20 protein-coding genes, 1 pseudogene and 1 riboswitch are annotated in these 21117 nt (G+C 71.4%); of the genes and pseudogenes, 1 reads left to right on the top strand and 20 read right to left on the bottom strand.

Annotated elements, in window-relative coordinates:
• Positions 1 to 29 precede the first annotated feature (29 nt).
• From ACF1BH_RS26170 to rpsB, 8 genes are all read right to left on the bottom strand, one after another.
• Positions 30 to 1163: a thiamine ABC transporter substrate binding subunit gene (locus tag ACF1BH_RS26170; protein WP_391646193.1), complete on the bottom strand. Its 1134-nt coding sequence runs from the start codon at positions 1161 to 1163 to the stop codon at positions 30 to 32.
• 60 nt (positions 1164 to 1223) lie between these two features.
• Positions 1224 to 1346, bottom strand: a riboswitch (TPP riboswitch).
• A gap of 33 nt (positions 1347 to 1379) precedes the next feature.
• Positions 1380 to 2486: a 23S rRNA (adenine(2503)-C(2))-methyltransferase RlmN gene (gene rlmN / locus ACF1BH_RS26165; protein ID WP_391646191.1), complete on the bottom strand. Its 1107-nt coding sequence runs from the start codon at positions 2484 to 2486 to the stop codon at positions 1380 to 1382.
• A 98-nt stretch (positions 2487 to 2584) separates the two neighbouring features.
• The gene (locus tag ACF1BH_RS26160; protein ID WP_391646189.1) at positions 2585 to 2800 is read right to left on the bottom strand and encodes a hypothetical protein; all 216 of its coding nucleotides are present in this window, start codon (positions 2798 to 2800) and stop codon (positions 2585 to 2587) included.
• 136 nt (positions 2801 to 2936) lie between these two features.
• Positions 2937 to 4139 (bottom strand): phosphatidate cytidylyltransferase, encoded by a 1203-nt coding sequence (locus ACF1BH_RS26155; RefSeq protein WP_391646187.1) that lies wholly within the window; start codon positions 4137 to 4139, stop codon positions 2937 to 2939.
• Entirely contained in the window at positions 4139 to 4696 is a 558-nt protein-coding gene (gene frr, locus ACF1BH_RS26150) for a ribosome recycling factor (protein ID WP_030289224.1), read from the bottom strand. The genes ACF1BH_RS26155 and frr overlap by 1 nt, the downstream gene beginning before the upstream one ends.
• 176 nt (positions 4697 to 4872) lie before the next feature.
• Positions 4873 to 5646 (bottom strand): UMP kinase, encoded by a 774-nt coding sequence (gene pyrH, locus ACF1BH_RS26145; RefSeq protein WP_345080177.1) that lies wholly within the window; start codon positions 5644 to 5646, stop codon positions 4873 to 4875.
• A 212-nt stretch (positions 5647 to 5858) separates the two neighbouring features.
• On the bottom strand, positions 5859 to 6695 hold the full coding sequence (gene tsf / locus ACF1BH_RS26140; protein WP_391646184.1) for a translation elongation factor Ts: 837 nt from the start codon (positions 6693 to 6695) through the stop codon (positions 5859 to 5861).
• A 99-nt stretch (positions 6696 to 6794) separates the two neighbouring features.
• Positions 6795 to 7667, bottom strand: a complete 873-nt coding sequence (gene rpsB, locus ACF1BH_RS26135) for a 30S ribosomal protein S2 (RefSeq protein WP_391646182.1) — start codon at positions 7665 to 7667, stop codon at positions 6795 to 6797.
• Positions 7668 to 9260: 1593 nt separating this feature from the next.
• Between rpsB and ACF1BH_RS26130 the strand changes: the two genes are divergently transcribed.
• Positions 9261 to 9848, top strand: coding sequence for a M23 family metallopeptidase (locus tag ACF1BH_RS26130; protein WP_391646179.1), 588 nt, complete (start codon positions 9261 to 9263; stop codon positions 9846 to 9848).
• A gap of 151 nt (positions 9849 to 9999) precedes the next feature.
• Here ACF1BH_RS26130 and ACF1BH_RS26125 read toward each other — a convergent pair whose 3' ends face one another.
• From ACF1BH_RS26125 to rplS, 12 genes and pseudogenes are all read right to left on the bottom strand, one after another.
• Complete coding sequence (locus ACF1BH_RS26125; RefSeq protein WP_391646325.1) at positions 10000 to 10539, bottom strand: TetR/AcrR family transcriptional regulator; 540 nt, start codon at positions 10537 to 10539, stop codon at positions 10000 to 10002.
• A 240-nt stretch (positions 10540 to 10779) separates the two neighbouring features.
• A complete protein-coding gene (whiG, locus tag ACF1BH_RS26120) occupies positions 10780 to 11616 on the bottom strand; it encodes an RNA polymerase sigma factor WhiG (RefSeq protein WP_391646177.1) in 837 nt (278 codons plus the stop codon).
• Positions 11617 to 11973: 357 nt separating this feature from the next.
• Entirely contained in the window at positions 11974 to 13218 is a 1245-nt protein-coding gene (gene dprA / locus ACF1BH_RS26115; protein WP_391646175.1) for a DNA-processing protein DprA, read from the bottom strand.
• Positions 13215 to 14885, bottom strand: coding sequence for a YifB family Mg chelatase-like AAA ATPase (locus ACF1BH_RS26110; protein WP_391646173.1), 1671 nt, complete (start codon positions 14883 to 14885; stop codon positions 13215 to 13217). Before ACF1BH_RS26110 ends, dprA begins: the two co-directional genes overlap by 4 nt.
• A gap of 1 nt (position 14886) precedes the next feature.
• Positions 14887 to 15237 (bottom strand): annotated as a pseudogene (locus ACF1BH_RS26105) (YraN family protein); the annotation flags it as partial.
• Between the two features lie 1005 nt (positions 15238 to 16242).
• Complete coding sequence (locus ACF1BH_RS26100) at positions 16243 to 16551, bottom strand: DUF2469 domain-containing protein (RefSeq protein ID WP_003980220.1); 309 nt, start codon at positions 16549 to 16551, stop codon at positions 16243 to 16245.
• A gap of 38 nt (positions 16552 to 16589) precedes the next feature.
• Positions 16590 to 17102: an NUDIX hydrolase gene (locus ACF1BH_RS26095; protein ID WP_391646170.1), complete on the bottom strand. Its 513-nt coding sequence runs from the start codon at positions 17100 to 17102 to the stop codon at positions 16590 to 16592.
• The gene (gene lepB / locus ACF1BH_RS26090; protein WP_391646168.1) at positions 17095 to 17868 is read right to left on the bottom strand and encodes a signal peptidase I; all 774 of its coding nucleotides are present in this window, start codon (positions 17866 to 17868) and stop codon (positions 17095 to 17097) included. Before lepB (ACF1BH_RS26090) ends, ACF1BH_RS26095 begins: the two co-directional genes overlap by 8 nt.
• A gap of 55 nt (positions 17869 to 17923) precedes the next feature.
• Positions 17924 to 18868: a signal peptidase I gene (lepB, locus tag ACF1BH_RS26085; protein ID WP_391646323.1), complete on the bottom strand. Its 945-nt coding sequence runs from the start codon at positions 18866 to 18868 to the stop codon at positions 17924 to 17926.
• Positions 18810 to 19829, bottom strand: coding sequence for a signal peptidase I (gene lepB, locus ACF1BH_RS26080; protein WP_391646166.1), 1020 nt, complete (start codon positions 19827 to 19829; stop codon positions 18810 to 18812). The genes lepB (ACF1BH_RS26085) and lepB (ACF1BH_RS26080) overlap by 59 nt, the downstream gene beginning before the upstream one ends.
• On the bottom strand, positions 19822 to 20583 hold the full coding sequence (gene lepB / locus ACF1BH_RS26075; RefSeq protein WP_391646164.1) for a signal peptidase I: 762 nt from the start codon (positions 20581 to 20583) through the stop codon (positions 19822 to 19824). Before lepB (ACF1BH_RS26075) ends, lepB (ACF1BH_RS26080) begins: the two co-directional genes overlap by 8 nt.
• Positions 20584 to 20673: 90 nt before the next feature.
• A complete protein-coding gene (gene rplS / locus ACF1BH_RS26070) occupies positions 20674 to 21021 on the bottom strand; it encodes a 50S ribosomal protein L19 (protein ID WP_030287403.1) in 348 nt (115 codons plus the stop codon).
• Positions 21022 to 21117 lie beyond the last annotated feature (96 nt).

The raw sequence follows: 21117 nt of genomic DNA, 5'->3' as shown, positions 1-21117 counted from the left end.
GGCGCGTATGGGGCGGCGGCCCCGTGCGGTTACTTCAGGACGAGCGAGGACCACTGCTTGATCCACTGTTCGCGGTGCGCGGTGATCGTCTCCGGCGCCACCGTCGCCGGCTTGTCGATCGTCGCGCCGTACTTGGTGAACAGCGCGGGCACGGTGGCGTCCTTGCGGACCGGGTTGACGAACATCTGGAGTGGCATGTCCTCCTGGAACTTCCGGCTCAGCAGGAAGTCCAGCAGTTCCTTGCCGCCCTTCGCGTTCTTCGCGCCCTTGAGCAGGCCGCCGAACTCGATCTGGCGGAAGCAGGTGCCGGTGGCCACGCCGGTCGGGCCCTGCTTCGGCTCCGGCTTCTTACCGAGCACCTCGACGGGCGGGCTGGAGGCGTACGAGACGACCAGCGGCTTGTCGCCCTTGTCCTTGCCCGCGGCAGAGCCGGAGAACCGTTCGTTGTACGCCTGCTCCCAGCCGTCGACGACCTCCACGCCGTTGGCCTTGAGCTTCTTCCAGTAGTCCTGCCAGCCGTCCTGGCCGTACGCGGCAATGGTGCCGAGTTGGAAGGCGAGCCCCGGCGAGGATGTCGCGGAGTTCTCGGTGACCAGCAGGTTCTTGTACTGCGGCTTGATCAGGTCGTTGAAGGTCTTCGGCGGCACGAGGTGGTGCGCGGTGAAGTACGCGCGGTCGTAGTTGACGCAGGTGTCGCCGTAGTCGAGCGGGGTGACATGGTGCCCGGCCTTGTCGAGCTGGAGTGCGTCCGGCACCGTGTCGAGCCCCTTGGCCTGGTACGGGGCGAAGATCCCGGCCTTCAGACCGCGCGAGAGCAGAGTGTTGTCGATGCCGAAGAAGACGTCGCCCTGCGGGTTGTCCTTGGACAGGATCGCCTGGTTGACGGCCTTCCCGGCGTCGCCGCCCTTGAGGATGCGGACCTTGTAGCCGCTCTCTTTCTCGAAGTCGGCGAGCACCGATTTCGAGGCGTTGAACGAGTCGTGGCTGACGAGCGTGACGGTCTTGGCGTCCGCCGCGTCGCTGCCGGAGCTGCCGCAGGCTGCGACTCCGCCCATGGTGACGGCGGCGACCGCGACGGCCGCGGCGGCTCTGCGGGTGGTGGTACGGCTGGTGTGACCCACTGAATGTTCCTCCTGGCTGGCCAGGAAGAGACGCGGCCCCATGCGGCGCCGCACGGGGCACGTCGGAACGCGTCTCGCGCGGCGCCGCACGGGGCGCAACAGCATGAGTGATGACCGAACTTCCTACCCGGAATGACCCGGGCGAGGTTCAAGGGTCTGCGGGTCCCCCGTATCTCTACGGTCTCCCCGCACTCTCAGCGCTGCGGCGCTCCCCTGTCGGAATGTGCATTTGTTCGATCACACGGTACCAGCGCGGGGTCAGCGCTCGGAGGCGGCGAGCTGACCGCAGGCCCCGTCGATCTCCTGGCCCCGGGTGTCGCGCACCGTCACCGGCACGCCGTGCGCCTCGATGGCCCGGACGAACGCCCGCTCGTCCTCGGGCCGCGAGGCGGTCCACTTCGACCCGGGTGTCGGGTTCAGCGGGATGAGGTTCACATGGACGCGTCGCCCCTTGAGCAGGCGCCCGAGCAGGTCACCGCGCCATGCCTGGTCGTTGATGTCACGGATGAGGGCGTACTCGATGGAGATCCGGCGGCCGGACTTCTCCGCGTACTCCCACGCCGCGTCGAGCACCTCGCGGACCTTCCAGCGGGTGTTGACCGGCACCAGCGTGTCGCGCAGCTCGTCGTCGGGCGCATGGAGCGAGACGGCGAGGCGGCACTTGAAGCCTTCGTCGGCGAACCGCAGCATCGCCGGGACCAGACCGACCGTCGACACGGTGATTCCGCGCTGGGACAGCCCCAGGCCGTCCGGCTCGGGGTCGGTGAGCCGCCGGATGGCGCCGACGACCCGCTTGTAGTTGGCGAGCGGCTCCCCCATGCCCATGAACACGATGTTGGACAGCCGCGCGGGGCCGCCGGGCACCTCGCCGTCACGCAGCGCCCGCATGCCGTCGACGATCTGGTGGACGATCTCCGCCGTCGAGAGGTTACGGTCCAGACCGGCCTGCCCCGTGGCGCAGAACGGGCAGTTCATACCGCAGCCGGCCTGCGAGGAGATGCACATGGTGACGCGGTCGGGGTACCGCATCAGCACCGACTCGACGAGGGTGCCGTCGTGCAGCTTCCAGAGGGTCTTGCGGGTGGTGTCGTCATCACAGGAGATGTGCCGCACCACGCTCATCAGATCGGGCAGCAGCTCCGTCGCCAGCTTCTCCCGCGCGGCAGCGGGGATGTCCGTCCACTGCGCCGGGTCGTGCGCGTACCGCGCGAAGTAGTGCTGCGACAGCTGCTTGGCACGAAACGGCTTCTCCCCGATCGCGGCCACCGCTTCACGGCGCTCCACAGGGCTGAGATCGGCGAGGTGCCGCGGGGGCTTCTTGGCCCCACGCGGCGCGACAAAGGTGAGTTCTCCGGGCTTCGGCATGGTGCATCCAGTGTCGCAGACCCCCAGGGCGGGCCGGGCCGTCCCGAGGGTGGGGGCGGTCACCCCGGATGTGCAGGCACGGGGCGGCCCGCCCGCGGTCAGAAGTGCCAGGCCTCACGGAGGTGGGTGACGGCCCCCCTACGCCCCAGGGTGATGTCGTAGATGGCCCCGGAGCAGGCGGACGGGGCCACCGGCGCATGGCGCAGACAGGCGGCGAGGTGCGCGGTCAGCTCGCCGCCGTGACGGTGCGGTGCCCGGTCGTGCCCGTGCGGAGTTCCGCGATGGCCGGGCCGCTGCATGGGGCCGCCGCGCATGGGGCGCCGGAGTGCCGGCCGCCCCATGCGGTGGCCCCGTGCGCACACGCAGAAGCCCCCTGCCAACGGTTCCCCGTCGGCAGGGGGCTTCCCGTCACCCGGTGACGGAGGCGATGTCAGGCGTGGAGCGCGGAGGTCACCCCGCGCCCACGAAGATCACGAAGAGCAGCCAGACGACCGGGGCGGTGGGCAGCAGGGAGTCGAGTCGGTCCATGATGCCGCCGTGGCCCGGCAGCAGAGTGCCCATGTCCTTGATGCCGAGATCCCGCTTGATCATGGACTCGCCGAGGTCACCGAGGGTGGCGCTGGCGGCGACCGCGAGGCCCAGCAGCAGACCCTGCCACCACGCACCGCCCTTGATCAGGAACTCCATGCACAGCGCGCCGGCGACCATCGCGAACAGCACGGCGCCGACCAGGCCCTCACGCGTCTTGCCGGGGCTGATCCGGGGCGCGAGCTTGTGCTTCCCGAACCGCCACCCCACGGCGTACGCCCCGGTGTCACTGACGACGGTCAGCAGCAGGAACGTCAGCACCCGCTGCGGCCCGTCCGCGTCGGCGGCGAGCATCAGGGCGACGAAGGTGGCGAGGAACGGGACGTAGAACGCTGTGAACACGCCCGCGGTGACGTCCCGCAGGTAGTTCTCCGGCTTCCCTGTCATCCGCCACACGAGAACCGCCAGGGCGGTGAGCGCCATCGCCGTCCACGCGCCACCGGCCCCGCGGACGTACCCGGCGATCACCATGGCGGTGCCGCCGACGGCGAGCGGGATCAGCGGTACCTGGATGTCCTTGCGCTCCGCGAGGCGCGCGGTCAGCTCCCACAGGCCCACGACGACAGCGACCGCTATCACGCCGATGAAGACGGGCTTGTAGACGAAGAGGGAGGCGAGGATGACCACGCCGAGGCCGACGCCCACCCCTATCGCGGCGCGCAGATTACGCCCCGCGCTCTTCTTCTTGGGCTTCTCCGGCTCCGTCGGGTGGGGCTTCTGCGGGTCCGTCGAGCCCTCGGGCCCGGGGGAACCGGGGAAAGGCGTGGCCATGGGCTCCTGCGGCTTTTCGTCGCGGAACAGGGGGCCGCTCAGGTGAGTGGCCCCCCGGTCGTCCCGGTGGTTCGGGTCATCCCGGGGGCCCCGGTGGTCCCGGTCGTCGTCCTGGTGTCCGCCGGTGTCGGGCACGACGGGCAGCGGGCGGGTCCGGGCGACCGCTCCCCCGTCGTATGAGTGCCCCGCCGCGGCGGGGGACGCCGCCCCATGCGGCGCGGGGGCCGCCCCGTGGTCCGGCGCCGGCCCCCAAGGACCGGCGCCGGGCGAGGAGCCCCAGGATGACTCGTTCATCAGACCTCGAGGAGCTCGGATTCCTTGTGCTTGAGCAGCTCGTCCACCTGCGCGACGTACTTCGCGGTGGTGTCGTCGAGCTCCTTCTCCGCGCGGCGGACCTCGTCCTCGCCGGTCTCCTTGTCCTTGACCAGCTTGTCCAGGCTTTCCTTGGCCTTGCGGCGGACGCTGCGGATCGAGATCTTCGCGTCCTCGCCCTTGGTCTTGGCGACCTTGATGTAGTCCTTGCGGCGCTCCTCGGTCAGCTCCGGGAACGTCACACGGATGATGTTGCCGTCGTTGCTCGGGTTGACACCGAGGTCCGAGTCACGGATCGCCTGCTCGATGTTGCGCAGGGCGCTCTTGTCGAACGGCGTCACGACGGCCATCCGCGGTTCCGGGACCGAGAACGACGCCAACTGGTTGATCGGCGTCATCGCACCGTAGTAGTCCGCCACGATCTTGTTGAACATCGCCGGGTGCGCACGCCCCGTGCGGATCGCGGCGAAGTCCTCCTTGGCGACCACGACGGCCTTCTCCATCTTCTCCTCGGCTTCGAGGAGGATCTCTTCGATCACCACTTGCTCCTGGTCTTATTCGTAAGAAGCAGAGCCTCGCCCCTGCCGCGCGTCCACTCCTGCACGGTGTCCGACCGGCAGGCGGTTGTCCATCCCCGTGCCGGTCTCGTCCCCGTGCACGGGAGGTGCCGCGGGGCGCGGGGCGACGCCCCGTGCCCGCGCGGCAGTTGGGGCCGTCAGGCCCGGGTGTCCTGATCGCTGACGAGCGTGCCGATCTTCTCACCCTTCACCGCACGCGCGATGTTGCCCTCGGCGAGCAGTTCGAAGACGAGGATCGGAAGCTTGTTGTCGCGGCACAGCGTGATGGCGGTGGCATCGGCGACCTTCAGGTCGCGGGTGATGACCTCGCCGTATTCGAGAGCGTCGAACTTGACCGCGTCGGGGTTCTTCTTCGGGTCGGCGTCGTACACGCCGTCCACGCCGTTCTTGCCCATCAGCATGGCCTGGGCGTCGATCTCCAGGGCGCGCTGGGCGGCCGTGGTGTCGGTGGAGAAGTACGGCATGCCCATGCCGGCGCCGAAGATGACGACGCGGCCCTTCTCCAGGTGGCGCACGGCGCGCAGCGGGATGTACGGCTCCGCGACCTGCCCCATGGTGATGGCGGTCTGGACGCGGGAGTCGATGCCTTCCTTCTCCAGGAAGTCCTGGAGGGCGAGGCAGTTCATGACCGTGCCGAGCATGCCCATGTAGTCGGAGCGGGCCCGGTCCATGCCGCGCTGCTGGAGTTCGGCGCCACGGAAGAAGTTGCCGCCACCGATCACGATGGCGATCTCGTAGCCGTCGCGTACCACGGCGGCGATCTCGCGGGCGATGGCGTGGACGACGTCGGGGTCGACGCCGAGACCGCCGCCGCCGGCGAATGCTTCGCCGGACAGCTTGAGCAGGAAGCGTCCCTTCCCGCCGCTGTCGGGATTGCCGGCTTTATCCGAGCCGTCGGCACCGTGGTTCATGTGAAGCTCTCCTCGTACACATACGAAGGAGGCCATTGCCGTGGGTCTGGTTCAGATCCCTGTGCGGCAATGGCCTCCTCGTCACATCTGCGGCCGGCCGGTGTGCGGCCGACTGCGTACGACCCTAATGGGGCCGCGGGTCATTCGCTGCCCTGCACCAGGCGGTCGGCCGTGGCGGCCGGTCTCGCGGTGGTGCGGGCGTTCCGGCTCGCTCAGATGCCGACCTTGATGCGCGAGAAGCGCTTCAGGGTGACACCGGCCTCCTGGAGGACCTTCTCGACCGACTTCTTGTTGTCGAGCGCGTAGGGCTGACCGAGCAGCGTCGCGTCCTTGAAGAAACCGTTGAGGCGACCCTCGACGATCTTCGGGAGGGCGGCCTCGGGCTTGCCCTCGGCGCGCGTGGTCTCCTCGGCGACGCGGCGCTCGGCCTCGACGACCTCGGCCGGCACGTCGTCCTTGGCCAGGTACTTCGGCGCGAACGCGGCGATGTGCTGGGCGATGCCCTTGGCGATCTCGGCGTTCTCCTTGTCGAGCTCGACGAGGACACCGATCTGCGGGGGCAGGTCGGGCATGGTGCGGTGCATGTAGGCCGCGACGTAGCCGCCGGTGAACTGCGCGAAGCGGTCCAGGACGATCTTCTCGCCCAGGTTGGCGTTGGCCTCGTCGACGAACGCCTGGACGGTCTTGCCGGCCTCGATCTCGGAGGCGAGCAGCGCCTCGATGTCGGCCGGGGAGGTCTTGGCGACGTGCGCGGCGATCTCGTTGGCGACGGCCTGGAACTTCTCACCCTTGGCGACGAAGTCCGTCTCGCACTTCAGCTCGACGAGGACACCGGAGGTCTTGTCGTCGGCGATCAGGGAGACCACGGCGCCGTTCTCGGCGGAGCGGCCCTCGCGCTTGGCGACGCCCTTCTGGCCCTTGATGCGCAGCGCCTCGACGGCCTTGTCGACGTTGCCCTCGGCCTCGTCCAGGGCCTTCTTGCAGTCCATCATGCCGGCGCCGGTGAGCTCGCGGAGCTTCTTGACGTCAGCGGCGGTGTAGTTCGCCATGATCTGTGAATCTCTTCTCGAAAGTCGAAAGATCTACGGGTGGACGGCGGGGGGCGGCGCTTGTGGCACCGTCCCCCGCCGTCGTCAACCGGTCTGAGGTCAGGCCTGCTCGGCGTCGGCCGCCGGCTTCTCCTCGGCCGCAGCCTCGGCGGGCTTCTCCTCGGCGGGCTTCTCCTCGGCCTTGGGGGCCTCGTCAGCCTTCTTGTCGCCCTCGAGCAGGTCGCGCTCCCACTCGGCCAGCGGCTCGCCGGCGGCCTTCTCACCCTTGGCCTCGGCGCCACCGGAGCGGGCGATGAGGCCCTCGGCGACGGCGTCGGCGATCACGCGGGTGAGCAGAGTGACGGAGCGGATCGCGTCGTCGTTGCCCGGGATCTTGTAGTCGACCTCGTCGGGGTCACAGTTGGTGTCGAGGATCGCGACGACCGGAATGTTGAGCTTCCGGGCCTCACCAACGGCGATGTGCTCCTTCTTGGTGTCCACGATCCAGACGGCGCTGGGCACCTTCTGCATCTCGCGGATACCGCCGAGGGTCTTCTCCAGCTTGGCCTTCTCGCGGGAGAGGACCAACAGCTCCTTCTTGGTGAGGCCGGACGCGGCCACATCCTCGAAGTCGATCTGCTCGAGCTCCTTCAGGCGCTGCAGGCGCTTGTAGACGGTCGAGAAGTTGGTCAGCATGCCGCCGAGCCAGCGCTGGTTCACGTAGGGCATGCCCACGCGGGTCGCCTGCTCGGCAATGGCCTCCTGGGCCTGCTTCTTGGTGCCGACGAACATGACCGAGCCGCCGTGGGCGACGGTCTCCTTGACGAACTCGTAGGCGCGGTCGATGTACGACAGCGACTGGAGCAGGTCAATGATGTAGATGCCGTTGCGCTCCGTGAAGATGAAACGCTTCATCTTCGGGTTCCAGCGGCGGGTCTGGTGCCCGAAGTGGACGCCGCTCTCCAGCAGCTCCCGCATCGTGACGACGGCCATGGCCGTTCTCCTTGTGTTTCTCGGTTCCACTGCGGCCGGTCGGCCGCGGTGCCTGACGCCCCGACGCGCCTGCCGGGGAGGGAACCTTGCGGAACCGTCCGAGGACCGAGGGGCGCGGCCACCGTGCGGCCCGATAGGGACTGATGCACTGGCGGCGGGGCGTGCGAAGTCGACCCGGTGACCCGGATCGCCATCAGAAGTGTACGGGACGGCCGACGCGCTCAGCGACACGCGCCTTTCGCTCGGTGCCGCCCCGTGCCGCCTCACCTGCACCGAGCCTCACCGGCTGCCCCGGCGGCCCCATGGCCGGACGCGGCAGTGCGGACAGCGGGGGCCGTCGGGACGCGGCGATCGCGATGGTTCTTCTCGGGAGGACCGGGACGGTGCATGGGGCGGGGGGGGCAGCTCTCGCGCATGGGGCGCGGGGTCGGGGTCGGGGCCGGGGCCGTCCGCGGGCTGGCGCTCGCGTGGGGCGCCGGGTTTCTCTCCTGCCCCATGCGAGCGGGAGAGGGCCCACGACGTGACTGTCGCGGTGTGCGCGGTGCGGGTGTGGGGCGCGTGGGTGTAACGGCACGTGGTGTGTGGGCGCGCGCCCGGCATGCGAGGGGGCGCGGTCGGATGCTGCCAGGTGGCCGGGCAGTCGGAGGGCACCGGACTGAGTGGGGGCCGTCATCGGAGGCGCGGCGGAATACCCGAGGGCGGGAAGGCGCCCCCGAGAGCCCGACGCTCACCGGATCGGGTGAGGAGGTTGTCCACAGACGCCGGGTTACCCACAGATCTGGCCCAAGATCCCCGCGCTCGCTCGGACTGCATCACGGTCGAACCATGCGACTTCTCCCGGCTCTCCCCCGCCTCCGCGTCCTGCCCGGCCGCCTCCGCCCCTCGTCTCTGTCCGGCCCCCGTACTCCAGATCTTCCTTCCCCCTGCCTCGGCAGCCGTCGGCCGCCGCGCGTGCGCCGCTTCGATCCGCTGGGGGCGTGGTGCCGCACGCGGACGGGACGATCGAGCGGGCACCATCCAAGCCTCCGGTGCCGGAGCGCCGCAGGGGAGACGTCCGCCAGGCAACTCGGCGCGGCCGCTACGTCGGTGGGCCGACCGCGCCTGCGTGACGCGACGGCGCACGGCGGTCGGTCTCGCGCACTGGCCGCGTTCGGCCTCGGACGGTATGTGCACCTCGTATGCCGGTACGGGCGTCGCTCAGCGCCCGCAGCGGGCCCCCTTGCGCAGGCGCCCGGGGCCGGTCCCGCCCAGTCGTGCGGCGCGCCACATCCCCCGGGGCATGGCCCTTCCTCGCAGGCCACAGCCCCTTCGGCCAGAGGCGTGCTCGCCGCTCTGGTGGCGTTCGCCGCCTTTGCCTCTCTCGCCGCGCTCACCGGGGTGGCGGCCGCCCGTGCAGGAGAACATGAGTCACGTGTGGGAGAGCATGAGCCGTCTACCGAGCCCGGCCGCCCCACATCTCCGCAGGCAACGGAGGCTCCGGCGCCTGCCGCCGCTGACCGTGCCTGGCCGGTGGCCGGCGAAGCCGGGGCGCGGCCCACGATTTTGCGCGGGTGGGAGCCGCCGCCTGCTCCCTGGGCTCCAGGACACCGCGGTGTGGATCTGGCGGCGCCGCCCGGGACGACCGTCCGGGCCGCCGCGCCCGGTGAGGTCGCGTTCGCCGGGGTCGTCGCAGGCCGGGGCGTGGTCACCGTCCAGCTGTCCGACACCGGGGAGCCCCCGCTCCGCACCACGTACGAGCCGGTACACGCCTCGGTACGCAAGGGCGACCGGGTTGCCGCAGGGCAGCCGGTGGGCGTTCTTCAGCAGGGGCCTTTCCACTGCCACGAGACATGCCTCCACTGGGGCCTTTTGCGCGGGAAGACCTACCTCGACCCGCTCACACTGCTCCCCCCGGACATGCGGCGGACCGGCCCGTCGCGGCTTCTGCCTCTCACCGGTGTGCCGACTCCACCGGACACGCCCCTGGACGGCGACGCCTCAAAGAAGCGGGACGAGCAGGAGCCGCGAGACCTCCGCGTGCAGCAAGATGATCATGAGTCGGTTGAGCAGCAGGTGCTGCTCAACGGGGCTGCGTATCTCCTGACCGCCCCCACGGACCGGAGTGCGGCGGAGAATCGCGCCGACAGGAAGAAGGCGCCGACCGCACAGGAGCGCACCGGAGGACGGGGCACCGTGCCCTGAGCGCTGGGACGGTGAGCTGATGGCAAGGCGGCTGTGACCTGCGCCATCGGGTTGACGCGTGCGGCGGGAGGGGAGGCGGCGGGGAGGGGCGGGCGGGAGGGAGGGGGCGGGGGAAGCCCCCAGAAGGCCGAAACAAACAACCCCCTCCCCCTCAGCCCCCCACCCCCCGCAGGGCCATGGAGACCGCAGCCTCGGTGATCACTTCAGGGTCCTCCGCGGCGCCGAGTTCGATGCGGCGGACGGCGGCGTCGACGACGCCCTGGAGGAGCATGGCGGCCAAGCGGGGCTCGGTGTGGCCGAGGCCGGCGAGCGCTTCCACAATCATGGCGATGAGTCCGCCGTGGGCGGCGCGAATCTTCTCCCGCGCCCCGGCGTCCAGCTCACCTGCCGAGATGGCGACGACCGCACGGTGCCGCCGGTCGCCGACCAGCGCGAGCTGGCGTCGTACATATGCCTCGATCTTCGCTTCGTCGGTGTCGGCGCGCTCCATGGCCGCCTCGACCTCCGCCGCCCATACCGGGAAGTCGACGGCGCACAGCTCTTCGACGACGGCGGCGCGGGAGCGGAAGTATTCGTACACGGACGACCGCGCGAGGCCGGTGCGCTCGGCGAGTGCGGGGAAGGTCAGGGCTTCCGTTCCGCCTTCGGACAGCAGGGTGCGGGCGGCGTCCAAGAGGGCGCCGCGCTGCATTGTTCGGTGCTCGGCCACTGAGGCCGCTCGAATCCTGGGCACCCGACCACTCTACGGATGGGCGGCGCCGAGCGGCACTCCGCGTCGGCTGCACGGCGGGGCGTACCGCTACGAGGGCGGGTGCGACCCGTGCCTCCGGCAGCCGTCCCGGCACCGGCGTCCCGCCCGACCGGCCGAGGGCCGGGCGGGGAGGTCGCCCATCTTGTCGGCGGGTCCGCCCCGTCCGGGCACCCGCCCCGCTCAGCGTCCCGCGTCGGCGAGCTTGGCCCGCAGCTGGAGGACGGACTTGGTGTGGATCTGGCTGACGCGGCTTTCGGTGACGCCGAGGACGTTGCCGATCTCGGCGAGGGTCAGGCCCTCGTAGTAGTAGAGGGTGACTACCGTTTTCTCGCGGTCGGGCAGGGTGTTGATGGCGCGGGCGAGCAGCCGTCGCAGTTCGCGGTCCTCGGCGATCTCGACGGGGTTGTCGGCGGCGGTGTCCTCCAGCGTGTCCATCAGGCTGAGGCGTTCGCCGCCGTCGCCCCCGGCGTGCAGGAGTTCTTCGAGGGCGACGACGTTGGCCAGGGAGAGCTGGCTGAAGACGCCGTGGAGGTCTTCGAGGGAGATGCCCATCTCGCGGGCGACCTCGGACTCGGAGGGGGTACGGCGCAGCTGGGCTTCGAGGGTTGCGTAGGCGCGTTCGACGGCGCGGGCCTTCTGGCGTACGGAGCGGGGGATCCAGTCGAGTGCGCGGAGTTCGTCGATCATCGCGCCGCGGATGCGGGTGATCGCGTAGGTCTCGAATTTGATGGAGCGTTCGGGCTCGAACTTCTCGATGGCGTCGATGAGTCCGAAGACTCCGGAGGAGACGAAGTCGGCCTGCTCGACGTTGGAGGGCAGGCCGACGCTGACGCGCCCGGCGACGTATTTGACGAGGGGTGAGTAGTGCAGGATCAGCTGTTCCCGCAGGCGTTCGTCGCCGGTTCGCTTGTAGGAGCGCCACAGATCGTCGAGCGCGCTGGGGGCGGCGGGGCGCACGCCGGCGCGCGCGGCAGGTGGTACTGCCGCGCGGTCAGAACCGGAGGTGTGCTGGGGCATTCGTCGCCTTGAGCCGTTCTGCCGGGACACGGGTGGATGGGTGGGCGGGCTGGTCGGGTGTGAGCGTAGCGTGACTGAAGCGTCGCTGTGTGCGAGGGAGTGCGGTTCGGGTGTGCGCAGATACGTTCCGCTGCCCGCACCCCAGGGTTACCGCGCGCGGCGCACCGCGGCGTGACTCCGGCGTTGCGCGCGGCGCGTCGGGAAGGTGGGGCGCCGGGCGGGGAGGCGTGGCCGACGGGGTCTCCGGTGTCCCGTGTGCCACATCAGCCTCTCCCTGCGGTTCGGTTTGGCCTGCTGAAGCATGCCAAATATGGATTCGGCGTTCTTGTCCTCACCTTTTCACCCGTTCGCGCCAGGTCAAGTACCGCCTCGCCGGGATCTTTCGGGGGCGCCGCGCCGTACGAACTCCCAGTGCGTGCCGGATCTTCGGACGTATCCGAGCGTGCACAGTTCGTGGAGTTTGCTGTGGGTGGTGTCCGGGGCGAGGCCGGATTCGCGGGCGATGTCGGTGAGGGCGGCCCTGCCGCGGGGCGGTATGGCCTCCAGGACGCGGGCGGTGGCCGGTTCGAGGAGGTCGCGGGCGAGGACCGGGCCGCGTGGTTCGGGGGCGAGGTCGCCGATGGCGCCGGCGTGCTCGACAACTTCGTCGGCGGAGGTGACCACCATGGCCTCACCGCGCAGGAGTTCATGCACACCGGCGGAGAGTGCACTGGTGACGGGCCCCGGTACGCCCATGGTGAGTCGGCCCAGGGACTGCGCGCGGCGGGCGGTGACGAGGGAGCCGCTGCGCAGCGCGGCTTCGATGACGACGGTGCCGCGGGTGAGAGCGGCGATCACGCGGTTGCGCTGGATGAACCGGCTGCGGGTCGGGTGTGCGCCGGGCGGTAACTCCCCGACGATCAGGCCCTGTTGGACGATGCGGTCGATCAGTTCGGTGTGGCCTGCGGGGTAGGCGCGGTCGATGCCGCAGGCGAGGACGGCGAGGGTGGCGCCGCCTGCGGCGAGGGTGCCCCGGTGGGCGGCGCCGTCGATGCCGTAGGCGGCCCCGGAGACGACGGTCCAGCCGCGGTCGGCGAGCCCGGCGCCCAGGGTGGCGGCGAGGTGGGCGCCGTACTCGGTGCACGCCCGGGCGCCGACGAGGGCGACGGAACGCAGCGCCCACAGGCGGAGGTTCGCATTGCCGCGCACCCAGAGGCCGAGGGGCCGGGTGTCGCCGAGGTCGTCGAGCTGGCCTGGCCATTCGTCGTCGCCGGGGCAGAGGAACCGGGCTCCGAGGGCGGCTGCCGTGGCGAGGTCGGCCGTGGGGTCGGCGCGGGCGGCGCGCAGGCGCAGGCCGTCGAGTGCGGTGCGGCTCGCGCCGGTGGGTGGTGGTCCCTCGCCGGTGAGGGCGTGCCACAGGGCGACGGGGCCCAGTTCGCGCAGCCAGCGTCCGGTGCGGGGGTCGCCCGGTTCGATGATGCGGCTGAGGGCGGCGCGGGCGGTGCGCTCCGGGGTGGGGCGGTCCGGGGGCGGTGGTGCGGGCTCGGGGGTGGTGGTTCCGGGAGTCCGGGGTTCGCCGGCGGCCGGGCGGTGTGGCCGGTGAGGCGGCTGGGGTGTGGTCATGGCGTCACCTGGGCGGGGTCGGGGTGTCGGAGGTGTTTTCCGTCCGGGCGGGGGCGCCTGCGGGTGGGCGGCGGTGTGGGGATGCCGCGTAGGACGCCGGTGCGGAGTTCTAGGGCCGCGGCGACGTCTTCGGCCGTGGGACGGCCGCGTCCGGCGAGGTCCGCGGCGGTCCAGGCGACGCGGAGGACGCGGTCGAGGCCACGGGCGGTGAGCAGGCCGGATTCCAGGTCGCGTTCGGCCTGGGCGAGCGCGCCGGGGTGGGCGTGCCAGCGGGTGCGGAGTTCATGGCCGGGCACCTCGCTGTTGGTCGTCCAGGGCGTCCCGGTGTAGCGGGCGGCGGCGCGGGCGCGGGCCTCGCGTACCCGTGCCGCGACGGTGGCGCTGGATTCGGCGCCGGTCTCAAGGGTGGCGAGGGCGGAGCGGGCGACCGGTTCGACGGTGACGCGCAGGTCGACGCGGTCCATGAGAGGACCGGAGAGGCGGGCGCGGTAGCTGCGGACGGAGGACGGGCGGCATTCGCAGCCGCCTCCCGGGGTGCCGTGCCGGCCGCAGGAACAGGGGTTCGCGGCGAGCACGAGGAGGAAGCGGGCGGGCATCCGCATCATGGCGGCGGCGCGGGCCACCACGACATGCCCGGCTTCGAGGGGCTGGCGCAGGGCGTCCAGGACACGGGCGCTGCATTCGGCGGCCTCGTCGAGGAAGAGCACCCCGCGGTGGGCGAGCGAGACGGCTCCGGGGCGGGGCAGTCCGGTGCCGCCGCCGACGAGGGACGCCATCGTGGCGGAGTGGTGGGGCGCGCAGTACGGCGGTCGTTCGAGGAGCGGCTGGCCCGGCGGGAGGGTGCCGGCGACGGAGTGGACGGCGGTGACTTCGAGGGATTCCTTGGGTGTCAGGGGCGGCAGCAGGCCCGGGAGGCGTTCGGCGAGCATGGTTTTCCCGGCGCCGGGCGGGCCTTTGAGGAAGAGGTGGTGGCGTCCGGCCGCGGCGATCTCCAGGGCGCGGCGGGCCCTGTGCTGACCTGCGACATCGGCGAGATCGGGGACGTGGTCGCCGGCGGGCAGGCCGGCGGCGATGCCGGTGCCGGGGACGGCGAGTCCGGCCAGCAGCGGGTCGGGGCGGCCTTCCCGGGGGGCCTCCTCCTCGTCGGGGACCGGTTCGTCGGCGATGAGGGCGATGAGCTGGCGCAGGCTGCGGACGCCGAGGACGGCGACGCCGGGGACGAGGGAGGCTTCGGCCGCGGTGCATTCGGGGACCACGACGGTGCGGTATCCGGCTTCGGCGGCGGCGAGGACGGCGGGCAGCACGCCACGGACGGGGCGGACCCGGCCGTCGAGCCCGAGTTCGCCGATCATCATCAGGTCGGTCAGCTCCCGTGGGTCGAGGCGTTCGGCCGCTCCCAGGACGGCGCAGGCGACGGCGAGGTCGAAGCCGCTGCCGCTCTTGGGGACCGAGGCTGGGCTGAGGCCGACGGTGAGTTTCTTCTGCGGCCACTCGGCGCCGGAATTCACGACGGCGGCGCGGACGCGGTCCTTCGCCTCGACGAGGCTTTTGTCGGGGAGTCCGACGAGAGTGAAGGCGGCGACGCCCGGTTCGAGGTCGGCCTGGACCTCGACGACGACGCCTTCGACGCCGACGAGCGCCACGGAGCAGGTGCGGGCGAAACCCATCTCACGCCACCCCCCGGACGTGCTCGACGACCGGGGCGCCCCGGGCCGGGAGGAGGATGCCGATGACGTCGATGCGGACGCCTCCGGGCGGTGGGCCGCCGTGGCGTTCCATCCAGCGTTCCGCCAGGAGCCGCAGCCGGCGGGTCTTGTCGGGGCGGACGGCGGCCATCGGGTGTTCGTAGGCGCCGGCGCGGCGGGTCTTGACCTCGCAGATGACGAGGGCGTCGGCGTCGGTGGCGACGATGTCGATCTCGCCCTCCCGGCACCGCCAGTTCCGGTCGAGGATGCCCATGCCGCTCGCGGTGAGGCGGCGGACCGCCAGGTCCTCGCCGTACCGGCCCAGGGCGCGGCGCGGTGTGGTGACCGGCCGGGGTGGCGGTGTGGCAGGGGTGCGGCGCGCTCCTTCGCGGCGGCCCCGGGCAGCGGCGGTGCGGCTCCCCGGAGCAGCGGTGGCGCTCGGCTTCCGGGGGCGCGTTCGAGCGGTACGTGCGCCGCCGTCCGGGCGGGTGGCGGGAGCGCGGCCCGCGGCTCCCGGTGACCCCGCCGCGGTCGCGGTGCGGGTGGCCGGGGGCGGCTCCGGGGTGTCGGCGGACGCGGAGTCCCGGCCGTCGGCACCCGGGTGGTGCGGGGTGGCGCGGGTCGTCGAACGGTGTGCCGGGCCGGGCGGCGTACCGGGCGCCGAAGCGGTGCGGATGACATGCCCCGGACCGGGCCGGGCGGCAGCCTTCTCCCCTCGTCCCGCCTCTCCCACCGGGCCGGGCGGCGCACCCGGGGGCGGGCTGATCCGGGCCCCGGGCCCCGGCGCAGCCGCCCCGGACTCCACCGGACCGTCCCCCGCGGCTCCCGCCTCCGCCGGCCGGGCGGGCCCGGGACGCACCGACCCGCCGGACGCCGGATGCGCCGGCCCGACCGGCGCGGGTCCCCCGGGCTCGGCCGCCCCGGCCGGCGTCGCCGCGGGCCATCCGTCGCTCCCCGGGACCCGCCGCGGGGTGTTCCTCGAACCGTGCTGCATGACGTTCATGCGGTACCACCTCCGGCACCGACTGTGACGTCTCCGGCCGAAGGCAGTGGATCTTGGTGGACAACCGCCCGGCTGTGGATAACTCGGCCACCCGGACGTGGGGCGGCGGCGTCCGTGTCAGGCCATCCCAGCGGCCCCGGCAGCCCCGATCACGTCTCCGCGCCAGCGCCCGTCATAGGGAGAGACCGCCCACCTCGGCCACTCAGCCGCAGGTCACAGGGCTCTCGGCCATGCGCCGGCAGGCGCCGCGGACGTGTCCCACCGCGTGCCCCGACGCAGCGGCCCTGTCCCGGCGGTCCGGACCCGCCGGGACGGTCCGGACCCGCCGCCCTCCGCTCAGCTGCCCGGCAGATCCAGATCGCTCTTGTTCAGCTCTTCGATGTTCACGTCCTTGAAGGTCAGGACGCGGACCTGCTTGACGAAGCGAGCGGGGCGGTACATGTCCCACACCCAGGCGTCGGCCATCGAGACCTCGAAGAAGACCTCGCCCTGGACGGAGTGCACCTGCATCTCGTAGTCGTTGGTGAGGTAGAAACGTCGCTCGGTCTCGATCACGTATTTGAACAGCCCGACGACGTCGCGGTACTCCCGGTAGAGCTTCAGCTCCATCTCGGTCTCGTACTTTTCGAGGTCCTCGGCGCTCATGGCAGATCCCCTTCAGCCGTGCGTGCCCCTATTGTGCGTCAGGCCCGCTCGGTCTCCAGGGCCAGCGGCGCACTCGGGGGCCCTTCGTCGAGCAGCGTGCGCAGCAGCCCGGCGAGTCTGGTCGGGTACACCGTCTCATGGGTCGCCGACAGTTCCGCCACGGTCCACCACCTCAGCCCCGATACGCTGCGCCGCTCCAGGTCGGTCTGGCCCCGGGTGTCGGTGGCGGTGAGCTCCGTGCGGGCCAGGTAGTACCACTCGTCCTGCTCCCAGCGGCGGCCGTCGAACGGGAAGGAGCAGCGGCGCTGCCAGAGCACCGGGCCGAGGGCGGCACCGGTGATGCCGGTCTCCTCGGCCAGCTCGCGCAGCGCGGCCTCCTCATGGGTCTCGGCGCCCTCCAGACCGCCGCCGGGCGTGAACCACCAGGTCTGCTCCGGGTGTGCCGGTTCGAAGCCGTGCAGCAGAAGGATGCGGTCGTCGGGGTCGAGGAGGATGACCCGGGACACCTGACGCGCCTCCCCGGGCAGGCCGTTCTCCGTCGCGTCAGCCATGGGCCCGCTCCTCGTCGGCCGCGGGCGCCGGGCCCGCGGGTGCCGCCTGAGCCGCCCGGTTGCGGCGTGCGGCGAGGGGCCCGTACGCGGCGCCGCCCAGGATGAGGACGGCGCCGACAACGACGGCGGCGGTCAGCGGGCGCAGCGGGCCGGGCGTGGAGGTGCCGCCGGGCAGCGCGGCGAATCCGTCGGCGCGGTCGAGCATGCCGATGCCGCTCAAAGGCCAGGCCAGGGCGTCGACGCGGCCCAGGACCGCGTCGCGTGGGACGGCGCCGTCGTCGCCGTCGGTGGTGTGGGAGCGGGAGTCGAGGGAGTCGCCGCGGTGGTCGCCGAGGAGGAAGAGGCGGCCGTCGGGGACCTTGGCGCTGAAGCCGGTGGGCGAGGCGAGCTTCGGGTTCTGGAGGTAGGGCTCGTCCACGGGGGTGCCGTTGACCGTCAGCTTCCCCTTGGTGCAGCAGGCGACGGTGTCGCCGCCGACCCCGGCCACCCGCTTGACCATGGGGACGTCGCCCCAGACGGTGTCCCGGAAGACGACGACGTCACCGCGGCGTACCCGGGAGCCGTCGACGTTCTCGGCCAGTACCCGGGCGCCGGGCGCGATCGTCGGGGACATGGAGTCGGTCGGCACCGTGTACGGGCGGTACACCAGCGCCGCCCAGACGAAACCGCCGAGGAAGAGGAGACAGCCGACGGCCACGGCCAGACCGGACAGCGTGCTGCCCGTGGTCCGGCCGTGGCCGTCGGTGTGTTCGGTGCTGCGGGCCATCCCAGCGCTCCCACCCCGCGGGCGCGGGCCCGCGTCGAAGATCTGGGACGGCACCCTACCTGGGAGTACGTTCTCCGGTCAGCCTCTTGCGACGCCAGAGGACGAGCGGGACGGCACCGGCCAGCCCGAGCGCGGCGGGCGCGGCGGCCATGGCCTTGTCGATGCCCTGCTGCTTGAAGGTGTCCGGCACCGGCAGCGTCGACCAGCGGTTGATCGGCCAGGCGATGGTGAACGCGCGGCCGACGACCTCGTCCACCGAGACCGTGCCGTCGCCCTTGAGGTTCTGGTGGTAGCGCGAGTCGAGGGAGTCGTCGCGGTGGTCGCCCATGACCCAGATGCGGTCCTTGGGGACGTGGATCGGTCCGAAGGCGCGGTCACCGCACGGCGTGTTGCCGGGGAAGATGAACGAGTCCTCCTTGAGCGCCTTGCCGTTGACCTTGACCGGTCCGGTGCCGTGGCACTCGACGGTGTCGCCGCCGACCGCGATGACCCGCTTGATCAGGTCCTTCTCCTCGGCGGACGGCATCAGACCGATGAAGCTGAGGACCTTCTGGACGGGGTTGGGCTCGGGCGTCGGCGTCTCGTTGAGCCAGCCGCCCGGGTCGTGGAAGACGACGACCTCGCCACGCTCCGGCTTGGAGCCGAACCACGGCGTGAGCTTGTCCACCAGCACCCGGTCACCGCGCTGCAGGGTGTCCTGCATCGAGTCGGACGGGATGGAGAACGCCTGCACCAGGAACGTCTTGATCAGCAGGGCGAGGATCAGCGCGATACCGACGAGGATCGGCAGCTCCTTCCAGAAGGCGCGCTGCTTCTTGGCCTTCTTCACGCCGTCCTTCTCCTCGTCCTCGGCGGGCCGCCGGGCCGCCGGTGGTGCCTGTCCTTCGTATGGTGGCTGTTGCTGTGGCTGCGCGAGATGCACGGACCCCGCCGGCGCGGCCTCACCGTGCCCCGCCGGTTCTTCGGGCTCTCCGGATCCGGACCGCGCGCCGACCGCCAAGTCCCCCACATCCACTCCTTACTCCGCGCTCTCGCCCACCCGTCAACCGGTGCAGGCCCATCACTCCCATAACGAGCGGGAGTTCCGCAGGGGTCGGGAGTGGGGTCAAAGACTCGGGCAACACCCTATGCGGGCCCGCCGTGCCCGCCGCCTTCGCGCCCGGCGCGTCGTGCACGTTCGCGAAGGTGTCGGGCTCCTCCAGGCGCCGCCAGTGGGCGAACGGCCAGGCGATGACGACGGCCCGCCCGACGACGTTGTCCTCGGAAACCGTGCCACGGTACGCCTCGTCGAGATGGAAGCGCGAATCCGCGGAGTCGGAGCGGTGGTCACCCATGACGAAAATCCGACCGGTGGGCACGTTCACCGAGAACGCCATCTCGGACGGCGGGTTGCCGGGGTGCAGATACGGCTCGGTCAGCGGGGTGCCGTTGACGGTGACGCGGTGCTGTGCGTCGCAGCATTTGACGGTGTCTCCACCGACCGCGACGACCCGCTTGATCAGGTCCTGTTCGTCGGCCGAGGGCAGCAGACCGATGAAGGTCATGAACTCCTTGAACTGCTTCACCCCGGCCGGATCCGCGGCCTTCTGCGTCTGCTCGCCCTTGAGCCAGCCGCCGGGATCCTTGAAGACGACGACATCGCCGCGCTCGGGCTGCCAGCCGAACCACGGGGTGAGCTTGTCGACCAGCACCCGGTCCCCGATCCGGATCGTCTGCTCCATGGAGCCGGACGGAATCACGAACGCCTGGACCAGAAACGTCTTCAGGACCAGCGCGATGGCCAGCGCCACCGCGATCAGGATGGGTATTTCCTTGAGGTACGAGCGGCGTCTGCGGCGTTTGATGCGGCGCGCCTGACGCCGCCGCTCGGCCCGGCCCCCGGTCACCGGGCCCTCGTCCGCCCCGGTCGTACCGCCGCCGTCCGGCGACTTGCCGTGCCGTGGACGCGCCCGGTTACCCATGGGAGCCTGCCGGGGCGGGCACCCGGGAGAACGCCGGCGGCCGGTCCAGGCCCGTCCAGCGGCTCACCGGCCAGCTGATCCAGTCGGCCCGGCCGATCACCTTGTCGACGGGGACGGTGCCGCCGCCCTCCTCACCGAGATGGTCGCGGGAGTCCCGGGACCGCGACCGGTGGTCCCCCATCACCCACAGCTTTCCCGCCGGAACCACGATGTCGAAGGGCACCGACGACGCGGCATCCCCCGGATACACATAGCCCTCGGTCACGGGCTCACCGTTCACCTTGATCCGCCCCCGTTTGTCGCAGCAGGTCACCCTGTCCCCTCCGATCCCGATCACGCGCTTGACGTAGTCGGTGTCGGCAGGACGGGCCAGGCCCACCGCCGCGCCGGCTCCGCGCAGCAGGCCCGTCACGGGATTCTCCTCCGTCTCCCTGTGAACGAAAGACCCGGTGCCGTCGAAGACGACGACGTCGCCGCGCCGGGGCTCACCGCCGAAACGGTAGGCGAGCTTGTTGACCAGCACCCGGTCGCCGACCTCCAGGGTGTCCTGCATCGACGTGCTCGGGATGAGGAACGGCTGGACGACGAAGGCGCTCAGCAGCAGCACGAACGCCACACAACAGGCCAGCAGCGGCAGCGGCCGGAGGCGGAAGCGGGCGGCGCCGGGAAAACGCGCGGAGCGCGACCGCTCCTCCTGTCCCTGGTCGGGGACGGGGGTGCGGTCGCGCTCCGGGAGCTGTGCGTCGGTGTCCATCGGAACGTGAGCCTATCCGGCCGGTTCCGGGCACCGTACGTGAGCCGGGTGCCGGGGCCCTCACCAGGGAGGACGGCCCGGCGTGCGGACTCAGTTGTCGCGCTTCTCCTTGATCTTCGCGGCCTTGCCGCGCAGCTCACGGAGGTAGTACAGCTTGGCGCGGCGGACGTCACCGCGGGTCACCAGCTCGATCTTCTCGACGATCGGGGTGTGCACGGGGAAGGTGCGCTCGACGCCGACGGAGAAGCTGACCTTGCGGACCGTGAAGGTCTCGCGCACGCCGCTGCCCTGGCGGCGGATGACAACGCCCTTGAACTGCTGCACACGGGAGCGGTTGCCCTCGATGACGCGGACGTGGACGTTGACGGTGTCACCCGGGCGGAAGGCCGGGATGTCGCTGCGCAGCGACGCGGAGTCGACGGAGTCGAGAAGGTGCATGACCTACTGCTTTCTTCGCTGATGCCACAGGTCATCAACGGGAATTCGGAGATGATGTTCGGATGCCGTTCCGCCGGGCGGGCGTCGTTCCCCCTG

It is taken from the genome of Streptomyces sp. NPDC014733 (assembly GCF_043083385.1).
Lineage (GTDB): Bacteria > Actinomycetota > Actinomycetes > Streptomycetales > Streptomycetaceae > Streptomyces.
Note: the sequence above shows the minus strand (reverse complement) of the source record. Positions and strands in the feature narration are given on the sequence as shown.